Source organism: Burkholderiaceae bacterium (genome assembly GCA_024235995.1).
In the GTDB taxonomy this organism is placed as follows: Bacteria; Pseudomonadota; Gammaproteobacteria; order Burkholderiales; family Burkholderiaceae_C; genus Ottowia.
Map to the genome: position 1 here is coordinate 1 of JACKLI010000001.1, position 14,271 is coordinate 14,271.

At 70.8% G+C, this 14,271-nt stretch carries 17 protein-coding genes; 12 read left to right on the forward strand and 5 right to left on the reverse strand.

Going from position 1 to position 14,271, the window contains the following annotated elements:
- Nucleotides 1-23 precede the first annotated feature (23 nt).
- Nucleotides 24-440: a hypothetical protein gene (locus tag H6927_00005; protein MCP5216494.1), complete on the forward strand. Its 417-nt coding sequence runs from the start codon at nt 24-26 to the stop codon at nt 438-440.
- Nucleotides 441-474: 34 nt separating this feature from the next.
- On the opposite strand, the gene H6927_00010 is transcribed toward H6927_00005, so the two are convergent.
- From H6927_00010 to H6927_00025, 4 genes are all read right to left on the reverse strand, one after another.
- A complete protein-coding gene (locus tag H6927_00010; GenBank protein ID MCP5216495.1) occupies nt 475-804 on the reverse strand; it encodes a helix-turn-helix transcriptional regulator in 330 nt (109 codons plus the stop codon).
- Nucleotides 797-1,123, reverse strand: coding sequence for a type II toxin-antitoxin system RelE/ParE family toxin (locus H6927_00015; GenBank protein MCP5216496.1), 327 nt, complete (start codon nt 1,121-1,123; stop codon nt 797-799). Before H6927_00015 ends, H6927_00010 begins: the two co-directional genes overlap by 8 nt.
- 79 nt (nt 1,124-1,202) lie before the next feature.
- A complete protein-coding gene (locus H6927_00020; protein MCP5216497.1) occupies nt 1,203-2,177 on the reverse strand; it encodes a threonine dehydratase in 975 nt (324 codons plus the stop codon).
- A gap of 62 nt (nt 2,178-2,239) precedes the next feature.
- The gene (locus tag H6927_00025) at nt 2,240-2,938 is read right to left on the reverse strand and encodes a VOC family protein (GenBank protein ID MCP5216498.1); all 699 of its coding nucleotides are present in this window, start codon (nt 2,936-2,938) and stop codon (nt 2,240-2,242) included.
- Nucleotides 2,939-3,043: 105 nt separating this feature from the next.
- On the opposite strand from H6927_00025, the gene H6927_00030 reads away from it, so the two are divergent.
- The 9 genes from H6927_00030 to cobA are packed head-to-tail and all read left to right on the forward strand — an operon-like array spanning nt 3,044 to nt 11,397.
- A complete protein-coding gene (locus tag H6927_00030) occupies nt 3,044-3,832 on the forward strand; it encodes a sulfite exporter TauE/SafE family protein (protein MCP5216499.1) in 789 nt (262 codons plus the stop codon).
- Nucleotides 3,833-3,841: 9 nt separating this feature from the next.
- The gene (locus tag H6927_00035; protein ID MCP5216500.1) at nt 3,842-5,626 is read left to right on the forward strand and encodes a nitrite/sulfite reductase; all 1,785 of its coding nucleotides are present in this window, start codon (nt 3,842-3,844) and stop codon (nt 5,624-5,626) included.
- Nucleotides 5,627-5,637: 11 nt separating this feature from the next.
- A complete protein-coding gene (locus tag H6927_00040) occupies nt 5,638-6,045 on the forward strand; it encodes a DUF934 domain-containing protein (GenBank protein MCP5216501.1) in 408 nt (135 codons plus the stop codon).
- Nucleotides 6,042-6,788 carry a phosphoadenylyl-sulfate reductase gene (locus H6927_00045; protein MCP5216502.1) on the forward strand — a complete coding sequence of 249 codons (747 nt, stop codon included), beginning with the start codon at nt 6,042-6,044 and terminating at the stop codon, nt 6,786-6,788. The genes H6927_00040 and H6927_00045 overlap by 4 nt, the downstream gene beginning before the upstream one ends.
- 50 nt (nt 6,789-6,838) lie before the next feature.
- Nucleotides 6,839-7,771, forward strand: coding sequence for a sulfate adenylyltransferase subunit CysD (cysD, locus tag H6927_00050; GenBank protein MCP5216503.1), 933 nt, complete (start codon nt 6,839-6,841; stop codon nt 7,769-7,771).
- Nucleotides 7,771-9,084, forward strand: coding sequence for a sulfate adenylyltransferase (locus H6927_00055; protein MCP5216504.1), 1,314 nt, complete (start codon nt 7,771-7,773; stop codon nt 9,082-9,084). Before cysD ends, H6927_00055 begins: the two co-directional genes overlap by 1 nt.
- 21 nt (nt 9,085-9,105) lie before the next feature.
- On the forward strand, nt 9,106-9,432 hold the full coding sequence (locus H6927_00060; protein MCP5216505.1) for a ferredoxin family protein: 327 nt from the start codon (nt 9,106-9,108) through the stop codon (nt 9,430-9,432).
- A gap of 19 nt (nt 9,433-9,451) precedes the next feature.
- Nucleotides 9,452-10,555 (forward strand): NAD(P)/FAD-dependent oxidoreductase, encoded by a 1,104-nt coding sequence (locus H6927_00065; protein ID MCP5216506.1) that lies wholly within the window; start codon nt 9,452-9,454, stop codon nt 10,553-10,555.
- Nucleotides 10,552-11,397: a uroporphyrinogen-III C-methyltransferase gene (cobA, locus tag H6927_00070; GenBank protein MCP5216507.1), complete on the forward strand. Its 846-nt coding sequence runs from the start codon at nt 10,552-10,554 to the stop codon at nt 11,395-11,397. Before H6927_00065 ends, cobA begins: the two co-directional genes overlap by 4 nt.
- A 13-nt stretch (nt 11,398-11,410) precedes the next feature.
- On the opposite strand, the gene H6927_00075 is transcribed toward cobA, so the two are convergent.
- Nucleotides 11,411-12,385 (reverse strand): LysR family transcriptional regulator, encoded by a 975-nt coding sequence (locus H6927_00075; protein MCP5216508.1) that lies wholly within the window; start codon nt 12,383-12,385, stop codon nt 11,411-11,413.
- A gap of 115 nt (nt 12,386-12,500) precedes the next feature.
- Between H6927_00075 and H6927_00080 the strand changes: the two genes are divergently transcribed.
- Both H6927_00080 and H6927_00085 read left to right on the forward strand, forming a co-directional pair.
- Nucleotides 12,501-13,391, forward strand: a complete 891-nt coding sequence (locus H6927_00080) for a pirin family protein (GenBank protein MCP5216509.1) — start codon at nt 12,501-12,503, stop codon at nt 13,389-13,391.
- A gap of 111 nt (nt 13,392-13,502) precedes the next feature.
- The gene (locus H6927_00085) at nt 13,503-14,117 is read left to right on the forward strand and encodes an NAD(P)H-dependent oxidoreductase (GenBank protein ID MCP5216510.1); all 615 of its coding nucleotides are present in this window, start codon (nt 13,503-13,505) and stop codon (nt 14,115-14,117) included.
- Nucleotides 14,118-14,271 lie beyond the last annotated feature (154 nt).

Consider the following 14,271-nt stretch of genomic DNA (forward strand, 5'->3'; position numbering starts at 1 on the left):
GGGTGCTTTACTTTGGCCCAAGCGTGACTGATGCCGCCATCGTCGCATTCATGCTGCGCACCCAGGGCATCCCGGCTTCTTTTGTGTCTGGATCAACTCGGCGCCCTGAGCGACGCAGAACTATCGCCGAATTTCGTGCGGGACAAGTGCGAGTGCTTTGTAACTGCGAAGTGCTGACCATGGGTTTTGATGCCCCGAAGGTAACGCACGTAATCATTGCAAGGCCGACGGTCAGCCACGTCCTTTTCGAGCAAATGGTTGGTCGCGGGCTGCGCGGGTCGAAATTCGGTGGAACTTCAGTTTGTCACGTGCTGTATTACGTTGACGCCATAGACATTGACCACCCCCGCCTGGGATTCCGCGCTTGGCGGGCAATCTGGGGATTGGATAATGAGGGCGTAGCACAATTGCCTCCCTCGTCCAAAATCGAGGAGCGATAGGATCAGATAGAAATAAATCCATCCCCGCCAGCGGTCAAATCATCTGAATGACAAGCTTCTTGCCGCAGGCGCCGGCATAGCGCCGCAGGGTTTCGAGCGAGGGCGAATGCTTGCGGCTGCCCAGGCTCGACTCGATGCGGGCCAGCACGGGTTGGGACACGCCCATGCGGGCGGCCACGTCGGCCTGGGTCAGGCCCGCGTCTTTGCGCGCGGCCAGCAGTGCCGCCAGGGCGGCGAATTCGTCTTCCAGCGCATCGTAGGCGGCCCGGAAAGCCGGATCGGTCTTGCGCTTTTCCGCAGCGTGGGCCTTCGGGTCGAAGGCGACCGGCTGGTAGCGGTCTTCGGTTTGGATTGGCCTAGCCATTGAGCACCTCTTTCAAACGCCTGCGGGCGAGTTTCAGTTCCTTGTGCGGGGTCTGCTGCGCCTTCTTGATGAAGCCATGCAGGATCACGACGCGCTGCCCGACCAGGGAGCAAAAGAACGCCCGCCCGATACCTTCCGCCCCCTTGGCGCGGATCTCGAACAGGCCGTCGCCGAAGGGGCGTGTATACGGCAAGCCGAGGTTCGGCCCGGACACCACCATCTGCTCCACGATGCGCACATAACTGGCGCTGATGCCGGATGGCCATGCCTCGATGCTCGCCTGCACGGCGGCGTTGTAGTAGACGATGGCGTAGGGCACCGATAAATTATAGCGTATATGCTATTTTTTTGATGGGGTGATGCCTGCGTTCCAGTGCCGACCAACCCAACGCAGGCGGCTATCCATCCGATAGAACCCGGGCCAACACCTGCGCATCGACATTGGCCCCCGTCAGCGCCACGCCCACGCTCTGGCCTCGCAGGGCCGCGCGCTCCTGCAAGGCCGCGGCCAGCGCCGCCGCGCCCGCGCCTTCGGCCGCGTTGTGGGTGTCGGTGTACAGCGCCCGCATGGCCTGGGCCACTTCGTCATCGCTCACCTGCACCACGTGGTCCAGCCCTTGCGCCAGCACCGCCAGCGCCTGCGCATCGGCGCGGCGTACGGCCATGCCGTCGGCCAGGCGCGTGGTGGCGGGCGCCTCGACCACCTGCCCGGCGGCGATCGAGTCGGCGTAGGTGGTGGCGTGGCGGCTGACCACGCCGACGATGCGCACCGAGTGACCCAGCGCGGCCTTGGCGGCGATGGCGCCGCAGGCGCCCGAACCCAGGCCGATGGGCACGTAGGCCACCTGAACCTGCGGCACGGCGCGCAGGAATTCCCACCAATACGTGGCCACGCCGCTGACCAGGTCCCGGTGAAAGCTGGGCACGCGCAGCGCACCGCGCTCGGCGGCCAGGCGGGCGGCGTGGTCGCTGCTTTCGGTGAAGTCGTCGCCGTGCTCGATCAGATCGACACCCAGCGCCCGCATGGCGGCGTTCTTCTCGATGGAGTTGCCGCGCGGCACGACGATGGTGCAGCGCACGCCATGCGCGCGCGCCGCCCAGCCGACGCTCTGGCCGTGGTTGCCGCGCGTGGCGCTGATGACCTCGCGCGGCAGCGCGCCGCGCCGGGCCAGCGCATCGAAGAACGTCAGGCCGCCGCGGATCTTGAAGGCGCCCACGGGGGTGTGGTTCTCGTGCTTGACCCAGCAGTCGGCCCCCAGGCGCTCGGACAGCAGCGCCCAGCGGTACTGCGGCGTGGGGGCAAAGCTGCGGTAGACCACGGCGGCGGCGGCCTCGATCTCGGGCAGCGTGGGCAGAGCGAATTCGGCAGGCATCGGTGACTCTTGATTTGATAGCTGTTGGCGATTTGTTGATGAGGGCCAGGGGCTGATTTGATTTAAAAACCGGCATCCAGCGCCACCACCCCGCGCGGCGTGGCCAGCCGCGCCTGGATGGCGGGCGCCGCGGCCGCATCGACAGGGATGCCTGGCGCACCGATGGCCGCCAGCGCGCCCTGCAGGGCCGCGGCCTGCGGGTGCCGCAGCGCCAGCGACTGCAGCGCGACGCCCGAGGCGGGCAGGCTGTCGGCGGGGTGCACCGCGCCCCACTCGATCAGCGTGGGCGCGCAGCCGTCCAGCGGCCGCCGGCCGTCGGCGCGCACCGCGATCTGCCATTGCAACAGGCCGCGCGGCGTCATGCGGCTGGCGGCCAGCCGCTCGCCGGCGTCCAGGCCCAGCCCGGCCCAGGCGGCCGTGGCCGCGGCCAGGTCGGGCACGCGCGCCACCCAGTGGATCAGGCGCGGGCCGTGCGCGCGCACCGCTGCCTGCAAGGCCGCGTCGTCCATGTCGAACCAGCGCCGGCGCACGGGCCTGGGCGCGACGGCCGGGTCGATGGCGATGATCTCCAGGTAGGCCTGCGGCCAGGCCGGCGAGCCGATGGCCAGCAGGCGGTTGTGGGTGCCGAACAGCGCATGCGCGCCGCCCGGCGCGGGCGTGAGGCCCAGCGTGGCCTCGCACCAGGCCACGCCCTGCGCCAGGCTGTCGGCCATGACGACCAGGTGGTCGAGCGCGGTGGCGGGGGATGTGGCTGCTTGCATGCCCCCGATCCTCGCAGATCGCACCGGCCTGCTTCGGGTGCGCATTAGCAAATCGCCAAAAAATCGTTTGCGGATGGGGCCGCGCGCAGAACAATCGCCGCCACCATGCAGGACCTGGTTTTTGTTTTCGCGGGCTTTTTCGTCGGCTTCGTCGTCGCGCTGACGGGCGTGGGCGGCGGCTCGCTGATGACGCCGCTGCTCATCTTCGGCTTCGGCATCGCGCCCAACCTGGCCGTGGGCACCGACCTGCTGTTCGCCGCCGGCACCAAGCTGGGCGGCACGCTGCAGCTGGCGCGCCGGCGGCTGGTGCCCTGGCGTGTGGTGGGCCAGCTCAGCCTGGGCAGCCTGCCGGCGGCGCTGCTGACCCTGGCCATGCTGCACCACCTGGGCCCGGCCGAGCCGGCGGTGCAGCGCGCCATCACCCTCACGCTGGGCCTGGCCCTGCTGCTGACGGCCGCCGCCACCCTGTACAAGGCCGCGCGGGGCCAGTCGCCGCGCCGGCTGGCCGCGCCCACCGATGCCGACCCGACCCGGGCCCGGCACTGGAGCCTGCCCGTGGCGCTGGGCGTGGTCATCGGCACCCTGGTCACGCTGACCTCGGTGGGCGCCGGCGCGGTGGGCGTGGCGGTGCTGCTGCTGTTGTACCCGGCGCTGCCGCTGCCGCGCATCGTGGCGGCCGACATCGCCTACGCCGTGCCGCTGACGCTGGTGGCCGGCCTGGGCCACGCGGCCATCGGCTCGATCGACTGGCCGCTGCTGGGCCTGCTGCTGTGCGGCTCGCTGCCCGGCATCTGGATCGGCGCGCGCCTGGCCCAGCACGCGCCGCAGCGCCTGGTGCGCACCCTGCTCTCCCTGCTGCTGGCCTATGCGGGCAGCAAATTAGTCATGGCCTGAAGTTTTCCCATGTATCAGTACACCGCTTTCGACCAGGAGTTCGTGCGCCGGCGCGCCGAGCAGTTTCGCGACCAGATCGAGCGCTGGCAGCGCGGCGAGCTGAGCGACGAGCAGCTGCTGCCGCTGCGCCTGCAAAACGGCTGGTACATCCAGCGCTACGCGCCCATGGCGCGCATTGCCGTGCCCTACGGCGAGATCAGCAGCGTGCAGTTGCGCATGCTGGCGCGCATCGCGCGCGAATACGACCGGCCCGACCCCGCGCTGCTGGCGCACGCCCAGGCCACGCAGGACGCGCTGCAGGCCGCGCAGCCGGGCCTGGCGCTCAAGGCGCCGCCGCTGCGCTACGGCTACGGCCACTTCACCACGCGCACCAACTGCCAGTTCAACTGGATTCCCTTGGTCAAGGCGCCCGAGGTGATGGCGCTGCTGGCCAGCGTGCACATGCACGGCATCCAGACCAGCGGCAACGACATCCGCAACATCACCTGCGACGCCTGGGAGGGCATTGCCGCGGACGGCATCGTCGACTGCCGCCCGTTTGCCGAGATCACGCGCCAGTGGAGCTCGCTGCACCCCGAGTTCTCGTTTCTGCCGCGCAAGTTCAAGATCGCCTTCAACGGCGCCGAGGAAGACCGCGCCGCCACCGGCTGGTACGACATCGGCCTGCAGGCGCGCAAGAACGCGGCGGGCGAAGTGGGCTTTACGGTGCTGGTGGGCGGCGGCATGGGGCGCACGCCGGTCATCGGCTCGGTGGTGCGCGACTTTCTGCTCTGGCCGCAGCTGCTGAACTACATCGAGGCCATCGTGCGCGTGTACAACAGCTATGGCCGGCGCGACAACAAGTGGAAGGCGCGCATCAAGATCCTGGTCAAGAGCGAGGGCCAGGGCTTCATCGACGCGGTCGAGAAAGAATTCAAGGCCATCACCGAGCTGGACGGCGCGCCGCACACCATCACCCAAGCGGAGTTCGAGCGCGTGGCCAGCCACTTCGTGGTGCCGCCGCTGGTGCCCGCCAACCAGCCCAGCGCGGTCGATCCGCAGGGCCAGCTGTATCAGCGCTGGCTCAAGCAAAACGTGCGCGGCCACCGGCTGGCCGGCATGAAGACCGTGACCCTGTCGTTCAAGCGCGTGGGCTTTGCGCCGGGCGATGCCGACGCCGACACGCTGGACGCGCTGGCGCAACTGGCCGAGCAATTCAGCGCCGGCGAGGCGCGCCTGACGCACGAGCAGAACCTGCTGCTGCCCTGGGTGTTCGAGAGCGACCTGCCCGCGCTGTACGAGGCCGCGCGCCAGCTGGGCCTGGCGCAGCCCAACATCGGCCTGCTGACCGACATGATCTCCTGCCCCGGCGGCGACTTCTGCTCGCTGGCCAACGCCCGCTCGCTGCACATCGCGGCGGCGCTGACCGAGCGCTACCAGGACCTGGACGAACTGTTCGACCTGGGTCCCATCGACATCCACATGAGCGGCTGCATCAACAGCTGCGGCCACCACCACAGCGGCCACATCGGCATCCTGGGCGTCGACAAGGACGGCAAGGAGTGGTACCAGATCACGCTGGGCGGGGCCGACGGCACCAAGCTGTCCGGCCCGGCCATCGGCGGCAAGGTGGTCGGCCCCTCGTTCTCGGCGGCCGAGGTACCCGACGTGATCGAGGCCCTGCTCGACACCTTCCGCACGCTGCGCCAGCCCGGCGAGCTGTTCATCGACGCGCTGCGCCGCGTGGGCCACGAGCCCTTCAAGCTGGCCGCCAACGGCGCGCGCCACCCCAAACCCGAAGCCCTGCTGGTCTGAGAGGAACTTCCATGAAAATTTTTGCTGCCCATACGGCCCCGGCCGACCTGGCCACCGACAAGATCCGCGCCATCGCCAACGACGCCGAGCTGGCCGAGCTGGTGGCCAGCGGCGCGCTCGACGGCATCGAGCGGGTCGAATTGGATTTCCCCAAGTTCACCGACGGCCGTGCCTACACCCAGGCCGTGCTGCTGCGCCGGCGCTACCACTTTCGCGGCGACATCCGCGCCACCGGCGACGTGCTGATCGACCAGCTGGTGCACATGCACCGCAGCGGTTTCAGCAGCGCCGTGCTGGCCGAGGGCGTGGCCGTGGATGCCGCGCAGCGCCAGTTCGACCGCTACGCGGGCTTTTATCAGGGCGACGTGCTGGAGCCGCGCCCGCTGTTCGCGCGCCCCGCCGAGCTGGAGGCCGCATGAACGCCAGCGTCAACGTCAGCGCACTGCGCCGCGCGCCCAGCTCCGCCGTCGAGCTGTACGCCCGGCCCTCGCCCGACTACGCCGCCAAGCTGGCCCAGGCGCGGCTGGTGCTGCGCGAGGCCGAGCAACTGGGCGCGGTGACGCAGGCCAGCAGCCTGGGGGTGGAGGACATGGTCATCACCCACCTCATCAACGCGCTGCAGCTGGCCATCCCCGTCTTCGTGCTCGACACCGGCCGGCTGCACACCGAAACGCTGGCCTTGCTGGAGCGCCTGCAGGCGCATTCGCGCACCCCCGTGCACGTCTACCGCCCGCAGCCCGAGGCCGTGCTGGGCTACATCCGCGAGCACGGGCAGGACGCGCTCTACCAGAGCATCGCGCTGCGCAAGCAGTGCTGCGCCATCCGCAAGCTGGAGCCGCTGGCGCGCGCGCTGGAGGGCAAGGCCGGCTGGATCAGCGGCCTGCGCCGCGAGCAGTCGGGCGCGCGCGCGCAGGTGCCCACCGTGGACCGCAGCGAGGCGCGGGTCAAGTTCAACCCCCTGGCCGACTGGACGCAGGGCGACGTGTGGCACTACGTGGTCGAGCACCGGGTGGACACCAACCCGCTGCACGACCAGTTCTACCCCAGCATCGGCTGCGCGCCCTGCACCCGCGCCATCACCGTGGGCGAGGACATCCGCGCCGGGCGCTGGTGGTGGGAGGACGAGAGTGCCAAGGAGTGCGGGCTGCACGTCAAGAAATAGGCCGGGAGTGCCGACGCTCCCATCACCCATTTGAGAACGGAAAAGAACCCATGAACGCCCGCGTAGAACCCCACGTGCTGACGCAACTGAGCAACCGCCACCTCGACGCGCTGGAGGAAGAAACCATCTTCGTCCTGCGCGAGGTGGCCGCCGCCTTCGAGCGCCCGGCGCTGCTGTTTTCGGGTGGCAAGGACTCGCTGGTCATGCTGCGCTGCGCCGAGAAGGCCTTTGGCGCCGGCCGCATCCCCTACCCGCTGCTCATGATCGACACCGGCCACAACTTTCCCGAGGTGACCGCCTTCCGCGACCAGCGCGCCCGCGAGCTGGGCGCCGAGCTGATCGTGCGCAGCGTGGAGGACTCGATGGCGCGCGGCACCGTGCGCCTGGCGCGCCCCGACGAGCCGCGCAACCCGCACCAGGCCGTCACGCTGCTGGAGGCGATCGAGGAGCTGCGCTTCGACGCGCTGATCGGCGGCGCGCGCCGCGACGAGGAAAAGGCGCGCGCCAAGGAGCGCATCTTCAGCCACCGCGACGGCTTCGGCCAGTGGGCACCGAAGGCCCAGCGCCCCGAGCTGTGGACGCTGTTCAACACCCGCCTGCATCCGGGCGAGCACTTCCGCGTGTTCCCCATCAGCAACTGGACCGAGCTGGACGTGTGGCAGTACATCGCGCGCGAGCACATCGCGCTGCCCTCCATCTACTACAGCCACAAGCGCGAGGTGGTCGAGCGCCGAGGCCTCTTGGTGCCCGTCACGCCGCTGACGCCGCCCAAGGCGGGCGAGACCGTGCAGACGCGCGACGTGCGCTTTCGCACCGTGGGCGACGTGACCTGCACCTGCCCGGTGGAGAGCAGCGCCGCCAGCGCGGCCGAAATCGTGATCGAGACCCTGGCGGCCGACGTGAGCGAGCGCGGCGCCACGCGCATGGACGACAAGACCAGCGACGCCTCGATGGAAAAGCGCAAGAAGGAAGGGTATTTCTGATGACGACTATTGAATCGATAGCTGCTCGCGCAGACGGTACGCCGGCCAGCGTCCCGTTTGATCAAGAATCGGCGCTGCGCTTCATCACCTGCGGCAGCGTGGACGACGGCAAGAGCACCCTGATCGGCCGCCTGCTGGTGGACAGCCGCTCGGTGCTGCAGGACCAGCTGGCCGGCGTGCAGCGCGGCGGCGCGCCCGACCTGGCGCTGCTCACCGACGGCCTGGCGGCCGAGCGCGAGCAGGGCATCACCATCGACGTGGCCTGGCGCTACTTCGCCACCGCGCGGCGCAAGTTCATCATCGGCGACGCGCCGGGCCACGAGCAGTACACACGCAACATGGTCACCGCCGCCTCGGGCGCCGACGCCGCCGTGGTGCTGGTGGACGCCACCAAGCTCGACGTGGCGTCGGCCCGCGTCACCCTGCTGGCGCAGACGCGCCGCCACGCGCTGCTGGCCGCGCTGCTGCGCGTGCCCTCGCTGGTGTTCGCCGTCAACAAGCTCGACGCGGTGCCCGACGCCGCCACCGCCTTCGCGCGCATCCGCGCCGCCCTGCAGGCCTTCGCGCAGGACGCGGGCCTGGCCGTGCGCGCCATCGTGCCGATCTCGGCCCTGCAGGGCTGGAACGTGGTGGAGCCGCGCGCCGACTGGTGCGACCACCGCGGCCCCAGCCTGCTCGCCCTGCTGGAAGACCTGCCGGTCGCCTCGGCGCCGGTGGGCGAGCCCTTCGCCCTGCCGGTGCAGTGGGTGGAAAAGCCCACGTCGCAGGCCGAGACCGCGCATGGCCGGCGCGTGTTCTGGGGCCGCGTGGCCGCCGGCACGGTGGCGCCGGGCCAGGCCGTGACGGTGCTGCCCGGCGGCCAGGGCGCCACCGTCGTGCAGGTGCTCGACCACGTGCGCCAGAGCGGCACCGGGCGCGCCGGCGCCAGCGTCGGCCTGGTGCTGGACCGCGAGCTGGACATCTCGCGCGGCGACTGGCTGCTGGCGCCCGGCGCCCACCAGCCCACGCGCGAGATCGAGGCCACCGTGGCCTGGCTGGACGACACGCCGCTCACCACCGGGCGCGTGTACTGGGCGCTGCACGGCCACCGCTGGGTCAAGGCCCGCGTCACGAACATCGCGCACCGGCTGGACGTGAACACCCTGGCCGAGGAAGACGCCAGCGAGCTGCCGCCCAACGCCATCGGCCACGTCACGCTGGCGCTGCAGGAGCCCCTGGCCGTGCGGCCCTACGCCCAGTCGCGCGCGCTGGGCGCGCTGGTGCTGGTCGACACGGCCACGCACCGCACCGCCGCCGCCGTGCTGGTGCGCTGACTTTTTTCCTTCACGCCTGTCATGACCCACGTCGTTTCCGAAGCCTGCATCCGCTGCAAATACACCGACTGCGTCGAGGTGTGTCCCGTCGACTGCTTTCACGAAGGCCCCAACTTCCTGGCCATCGACCCCGACGAATGCATCGACTGCGCCGTCTGCATCCCCGAGTGCCCGGTCAACGCCATCTTCGCCGAGGAAGACCTGCCCAAGGACCAGTTGCACATGGTCGCGCTGAACGCCGAGCTGGTGCAGCTGGGCTGGCCCGTCATCAGCCGGCGCAAGAGCGCCCTGCCCGACGCCGAGGACTGGAAGGACAAGGCCGGCAAGCTGGCCGAACTGCAACGCTGAAACCTCTTCAAGGAACCCCATGGAACCGCAAGCCAACCCCGCCGTCATCGCCGCCGCCCACGCGCACGCCGGCCCGATCGAGACCGACGCCCTCATCATCGGCGCCGGCCCGGTGGGGCTGTTCCAGGTCTTCGAGCTGGGCCTGCTGGAGATCAAGGCCCACGTGATCGACTCGCTGGCTGTGCCCGGCGGCCAGCCCATCGAGCTGTATCCCGACAAGCCGATCTACGACATCCCGGCCATCCCGGTGTGCACCGGCCGGGAGCTGACCGACGCGCTGCTCCGGCAGATCGAGCCCTTCGGCGCCACCTTTCACCTGGGCCAGACGGTGACCGTGCTGCGCGAGCAGGACGACGGGCGCTTCGCGGTCGAGACCAGCGCCGGCACGCGCTTCGTGGCGCGCACCGTGTTCATCGCCGCCGGCGTGGGCGCGTTCGAGCCGCGCTCGATCAAGCTGGACGGGCTGGCCGCCTTCGAGGGCCGGCAGCTGTTTCACCGCGTGCGCAACCCGGCCGACTTCGCCGGCAAGAACCTGCTGATCGCCGGCGGCGGCGACTCGGCGCTGGACTGGGCGCTGAACTTTGCCGGCGAGGGCCCGCACCAGGCCGAAAGCGTGATCCTGCTGCACCGCCGCGACGGCTTTCGCGCGGCGCCGGCCAGCGTGGCGCGCATGCAGCAGCTGTGCGAGCAGCAGCGGATGCAGTTCATGGTCGGCCAGGTCACGGGCTACGAGGAGCAGGGCGGGCGCTTGAGCGCCGCCAAGGTGACCGGCGGCGACGGCGTGACGCGCGTGGTGCCGCTGGACGCGCTGCTGGTCTTCTTCGGCCTCAGCCCCAGGCTGGGCCCCATTGCCGAATGGAACCTGCAGCTCGAGCGCAAGCAGCTGGTGGTGGACACCGAGCGCTTCTCCACCAGCGTGCCCGGCATCTTTGCCGTGGGCGACATCAACACCTACCCGGGCAAGAAGAAGCTGATCCTCTCGGGCTTTCACGAATGCGCGCTGGCGGCGTTTGCCGCCGCCGCCCTCGTGTTCCCGGACAACGGCCGCATCCACCTGCAGTACACCACCACCAGCCCCAAGCTGCACAAGGTGCTGGGCGTCGAAACGCCGGTGTTCGCATGACGCAGCACGAAGCGCCCCACCTGCGGCCCGCGCAGCGCCGATCGGCCGACGGCTCGCCCGCGCCCGCGCGCGCCGGCCACGTCACCCTGGTGGGCGCCGGCCCGGGCGACGCCGACCTGCTGACCCTGCGCGCCATCCGCGCGCTGCGCCAGGCCAGCGTGGTGCTGGTGGACGACCTGGTGGCCGCCGGCGTGCTGCGCTACGTGCGCAAGGGCGCGCGCATCGTGCACTGCGGCAAGCGCGGCGGCGCGGTCAGCACGCAGCAGGGCTTCATCGAGGCCATGCTGGTGGCCGAGGCGCTGCGCGGCGAGCGCGTGGTGCGCCTGAAGGGGGGCGACCCCTACGTCTTCGGCCGCGGCGGCGAGGAAGTGGCTGCGCTGCGCGCCGCCGGCGTGCCCCACACCGTGGTGCCCGGCATCACCGCCGGCATCGCCGCGCCGGCCGAGGCGGGCATTCCCGTCACCGACCGGCGCTGGGCCCAGGGCGTGCTGCTGGTCACCGGCCACGCGCAGCCGGGCGGCGCCGGCCCCGACTGGGCGCAGCTGGCGCAGGCGGCGCGCGGCGGCATCACGCTGGTGATCTACATGGGCATCACCCACGGCGCCGACATCACCGCGGCGCTGATGGCCGCGGGCCTGGCCGGCAGCACCCCCGCCGCCGTGGTGCAAAACGGCTGCACGCCACGCAGCCGGAGCCACGCCACCACCCTGCGCGCGCTGGCGGGCGACATCCGGCGCCTGGGCATCGGCTCGCCGGCCATCCTGGTGATCGGTGACGTGGTGCGCGCGGCCGAGGCGATGCAGGAAAACGGTCACGTCACAGCCCTGGCCGCGACGGCCTGATGGCGGCGTTCGTTCAAAGCCGTGACTGCTTCATGGCCTCCACATCCGGCGCCGACAGGCAGCGCCCCTCCTCGATCAGCCGCGCAAAGCCCGCGGCCAGCGCCTCGATGAGTTGGCGCACCGCCGCGCGCATGCCCTGGCGGCTGGCGTAGGCCACCTGCACCACGCCGGGCGGCGCGCTCCAGCCCGGCAGCAGGGGCTGCAAGGCGCCGCGCTGCAGGCTCTCGTGCGCCATCGGGCGCGGCAGCAGCGCGCAGCCGGCGCCGGCCAGCGCCGCGTCCAGCAGGGTGCCCACGTCGTCCACCACCAGGCGCGGCCGGTGGTGGTGCTCCACCCACTGGCCCTGCGGGCCGCGCAGGCGCCAGCGCTGCTCGTCGGGCGAGTTGCCCAGGCCCAGCGTGGGCAGCGCGGCCAGGTCGGCGGGCATGGCCGGCGGCGGCGCGTTGAGCAGCAGCTGCGGCGCGGCCAGCAGCAGGTGCTCGCTCAGCGCCAGCGGCCGCACCACCTCGTCCTGCGCCAGCTGGGCGCCGGGCGCGCGCACGCGCAGGGCCAGGTCCACCCCGTCGTGCCACACGTCGACGTTGCGGTTGCTGGCCTGCACCTGCAGCTGCACCTGCGGCCACTGGTTGAGGTAGGCGGCCAGCATGGGGCCGACCATGCTGTGCAGCAGGGCCGGCGGGCAGGCCAGGCGCACGGCGCCGCGCGGCGCGCCGCTGGCCTCGTCGGCCAGGGCCTGCGCGGCGGCCGCTTCGTCCAGCATGGCGCGCGCGTGGCGCAGCACCTGCTGGCCAACCTCGGTGACGGCAAAGCGGCGTGTGCTGCGCTGGATCAGGCGCGCGCCCAGCTGCGTCTCCAGCGCGGCCAGGCGGCGGCTCAGGCGCGACTTCGGGATGTCGCTGGCGCGCTCGGCGGCGGCAAAACCGCCGTGCTCGGCCACCAGGGCGAACAGGGCCAAGTCATCGAGGTTGGGGATTCTGGGTGCGCTCATCGTTTCGATATTGCAACACTGAAGCTTATCAAAGCCTGTTTATCTTCGATTACGCCAGCATTACCATTCAATCACCGCGCTGGCCAATCGGCTGGCGCCCCGATGGAGACCCAACATGACCGACACCTCGACCTTCACCCGCAAGACCGTGCAATCCGTGCGCCACGCCCCTGGCCGCCACTGGGTGGGCGACGGCTTTCCGGTGCATGGCCTGTTTGGCTACAGCGGCGAAGGCGTGGCCGAGCGCAGCCCGTTCCTGATGCTGGACTACGCGGCGCCGACCAGCTTTTCGCCCACCACGCAGCGGCGCGGCGTGGGCAGCCACCCGCACCGCGGCTTCGAGACCGTGACCATCGTCTACGACGGCGAGGTCGAGCACCGCGACTCGACCGGCGCCGGCGGCGTGATCGGCAAGGGCGACGTACAGTGGATGACCGCCGGCGGCGGCATCGTCCACGAGGAGTTCCACTCGGCCGGCTACGCCGCGCGCGGCGGCCCGTTCGAAATGGTGCAGCTGTGGGTCAACCTGCCGGCCAAGGACAAGATGACGCCGGCGCACTACCAGGCCATCACCGATGCGCAGATTCCCGCCGTCGATCTGCCCGGCGGCGCGGGCCGGGTGCGCGTGATCGCCGGTGCCTACGGCAACGCCAAGGGCCCGGCGCGCACCTTCACGCCGATGAACGTGCTGGACCTGCGCCTGGGCGCCGGCCACACGGCCGAGCTGCCCCAGCCCGAGGGCTGGAGCACGCTGGTGGTGGTGCTGGCCGGCACGGTGCAGATCAACGGCGAGGCCGTGCTGCGTGCCACCGACACGGCCACGCTGTCCAACGCCGGCACGGCCGTCGGCATCGAGGCCAACGGCGACGCCAAGCTGCTGCTGCTGGCCGGCCAGCCGATCGACGAGCCGGTGGTGGGCTACGGGCCGTTCGTGATGAACAGCGCGCAGCAGATCAACCAGGCGATCGACGACTTCAACAGCGGGCGCTTCACCCAGGCCCGCTGACCGAACCGCCGGGCGTCCATGCGGCGCCCGGCCCTTGCTCCCACGCCCCACCGCGCCCTGCGCGCGGTGCAGGCCCGATTTTTTCACGCCCATCCTCAAGGAAGAAACCCCATGAACGACCCACTCCACATCGCCCTCATCATCGGCAGCACGCGCCAGGCACGCCTGGGCCCCAAGGTGGCCCAGTGGCTGCACGGCGTGGCCAGCCAGCGCCCGGACCTGAAGGTCGAGCTGCTCGACCTGAAGGACTTCGACCTGCCGCTGTTCGACGAGAAAGCCTCCAACCTGTGGCTGCCCAGCGAGGACGCGCGCGCCACCGCCTGGCAGGAGAAGATCGGCGAGTTCGACGGCTACCTGGTAACGGTGGGCGAATACAACCACTCGATGACCGGCGCGCTGAAGAACGCGTTCGACCAGGCCTACGTCGAGTGGGGCCGCAAGCCGATCGGCTTCGCCGGCTATGGCGGCGTGGGCGGCGCGCGCGCCGTCGAGCACGCACGCAGCGTGGCGGTCGAGCTGCAGATGGTGCCGGTGCGCACGGCGGTGCACATCGCCGGCGGCGACTTCTACGCGCTGTACCAGGGTGCCAAGACCATGCCCGAGATCGAGGCCAACCTGCTGCCCGCCGCCCACGCCATGCTGGACGAGATGGCCTGGTGGGGCCAGGCCACCCGCGCCGCGCGCAAGCGCGACGCCGACGAGGCCATTGCCGCCGCCGCGGCCTAGGGCCTGTTGACGCCATGAAAAGGGTCGCGAAGCTCATGACAGCCCGCCCATCAAGGCGCACGACGCGGTGCGTGCGTCGGCACGCACAAGAAGCGCAACGCCGAGGGGCGGGCTGTCATGAGCTTCCCTACGGGTTGCCTCGCCAAGGGGCCGT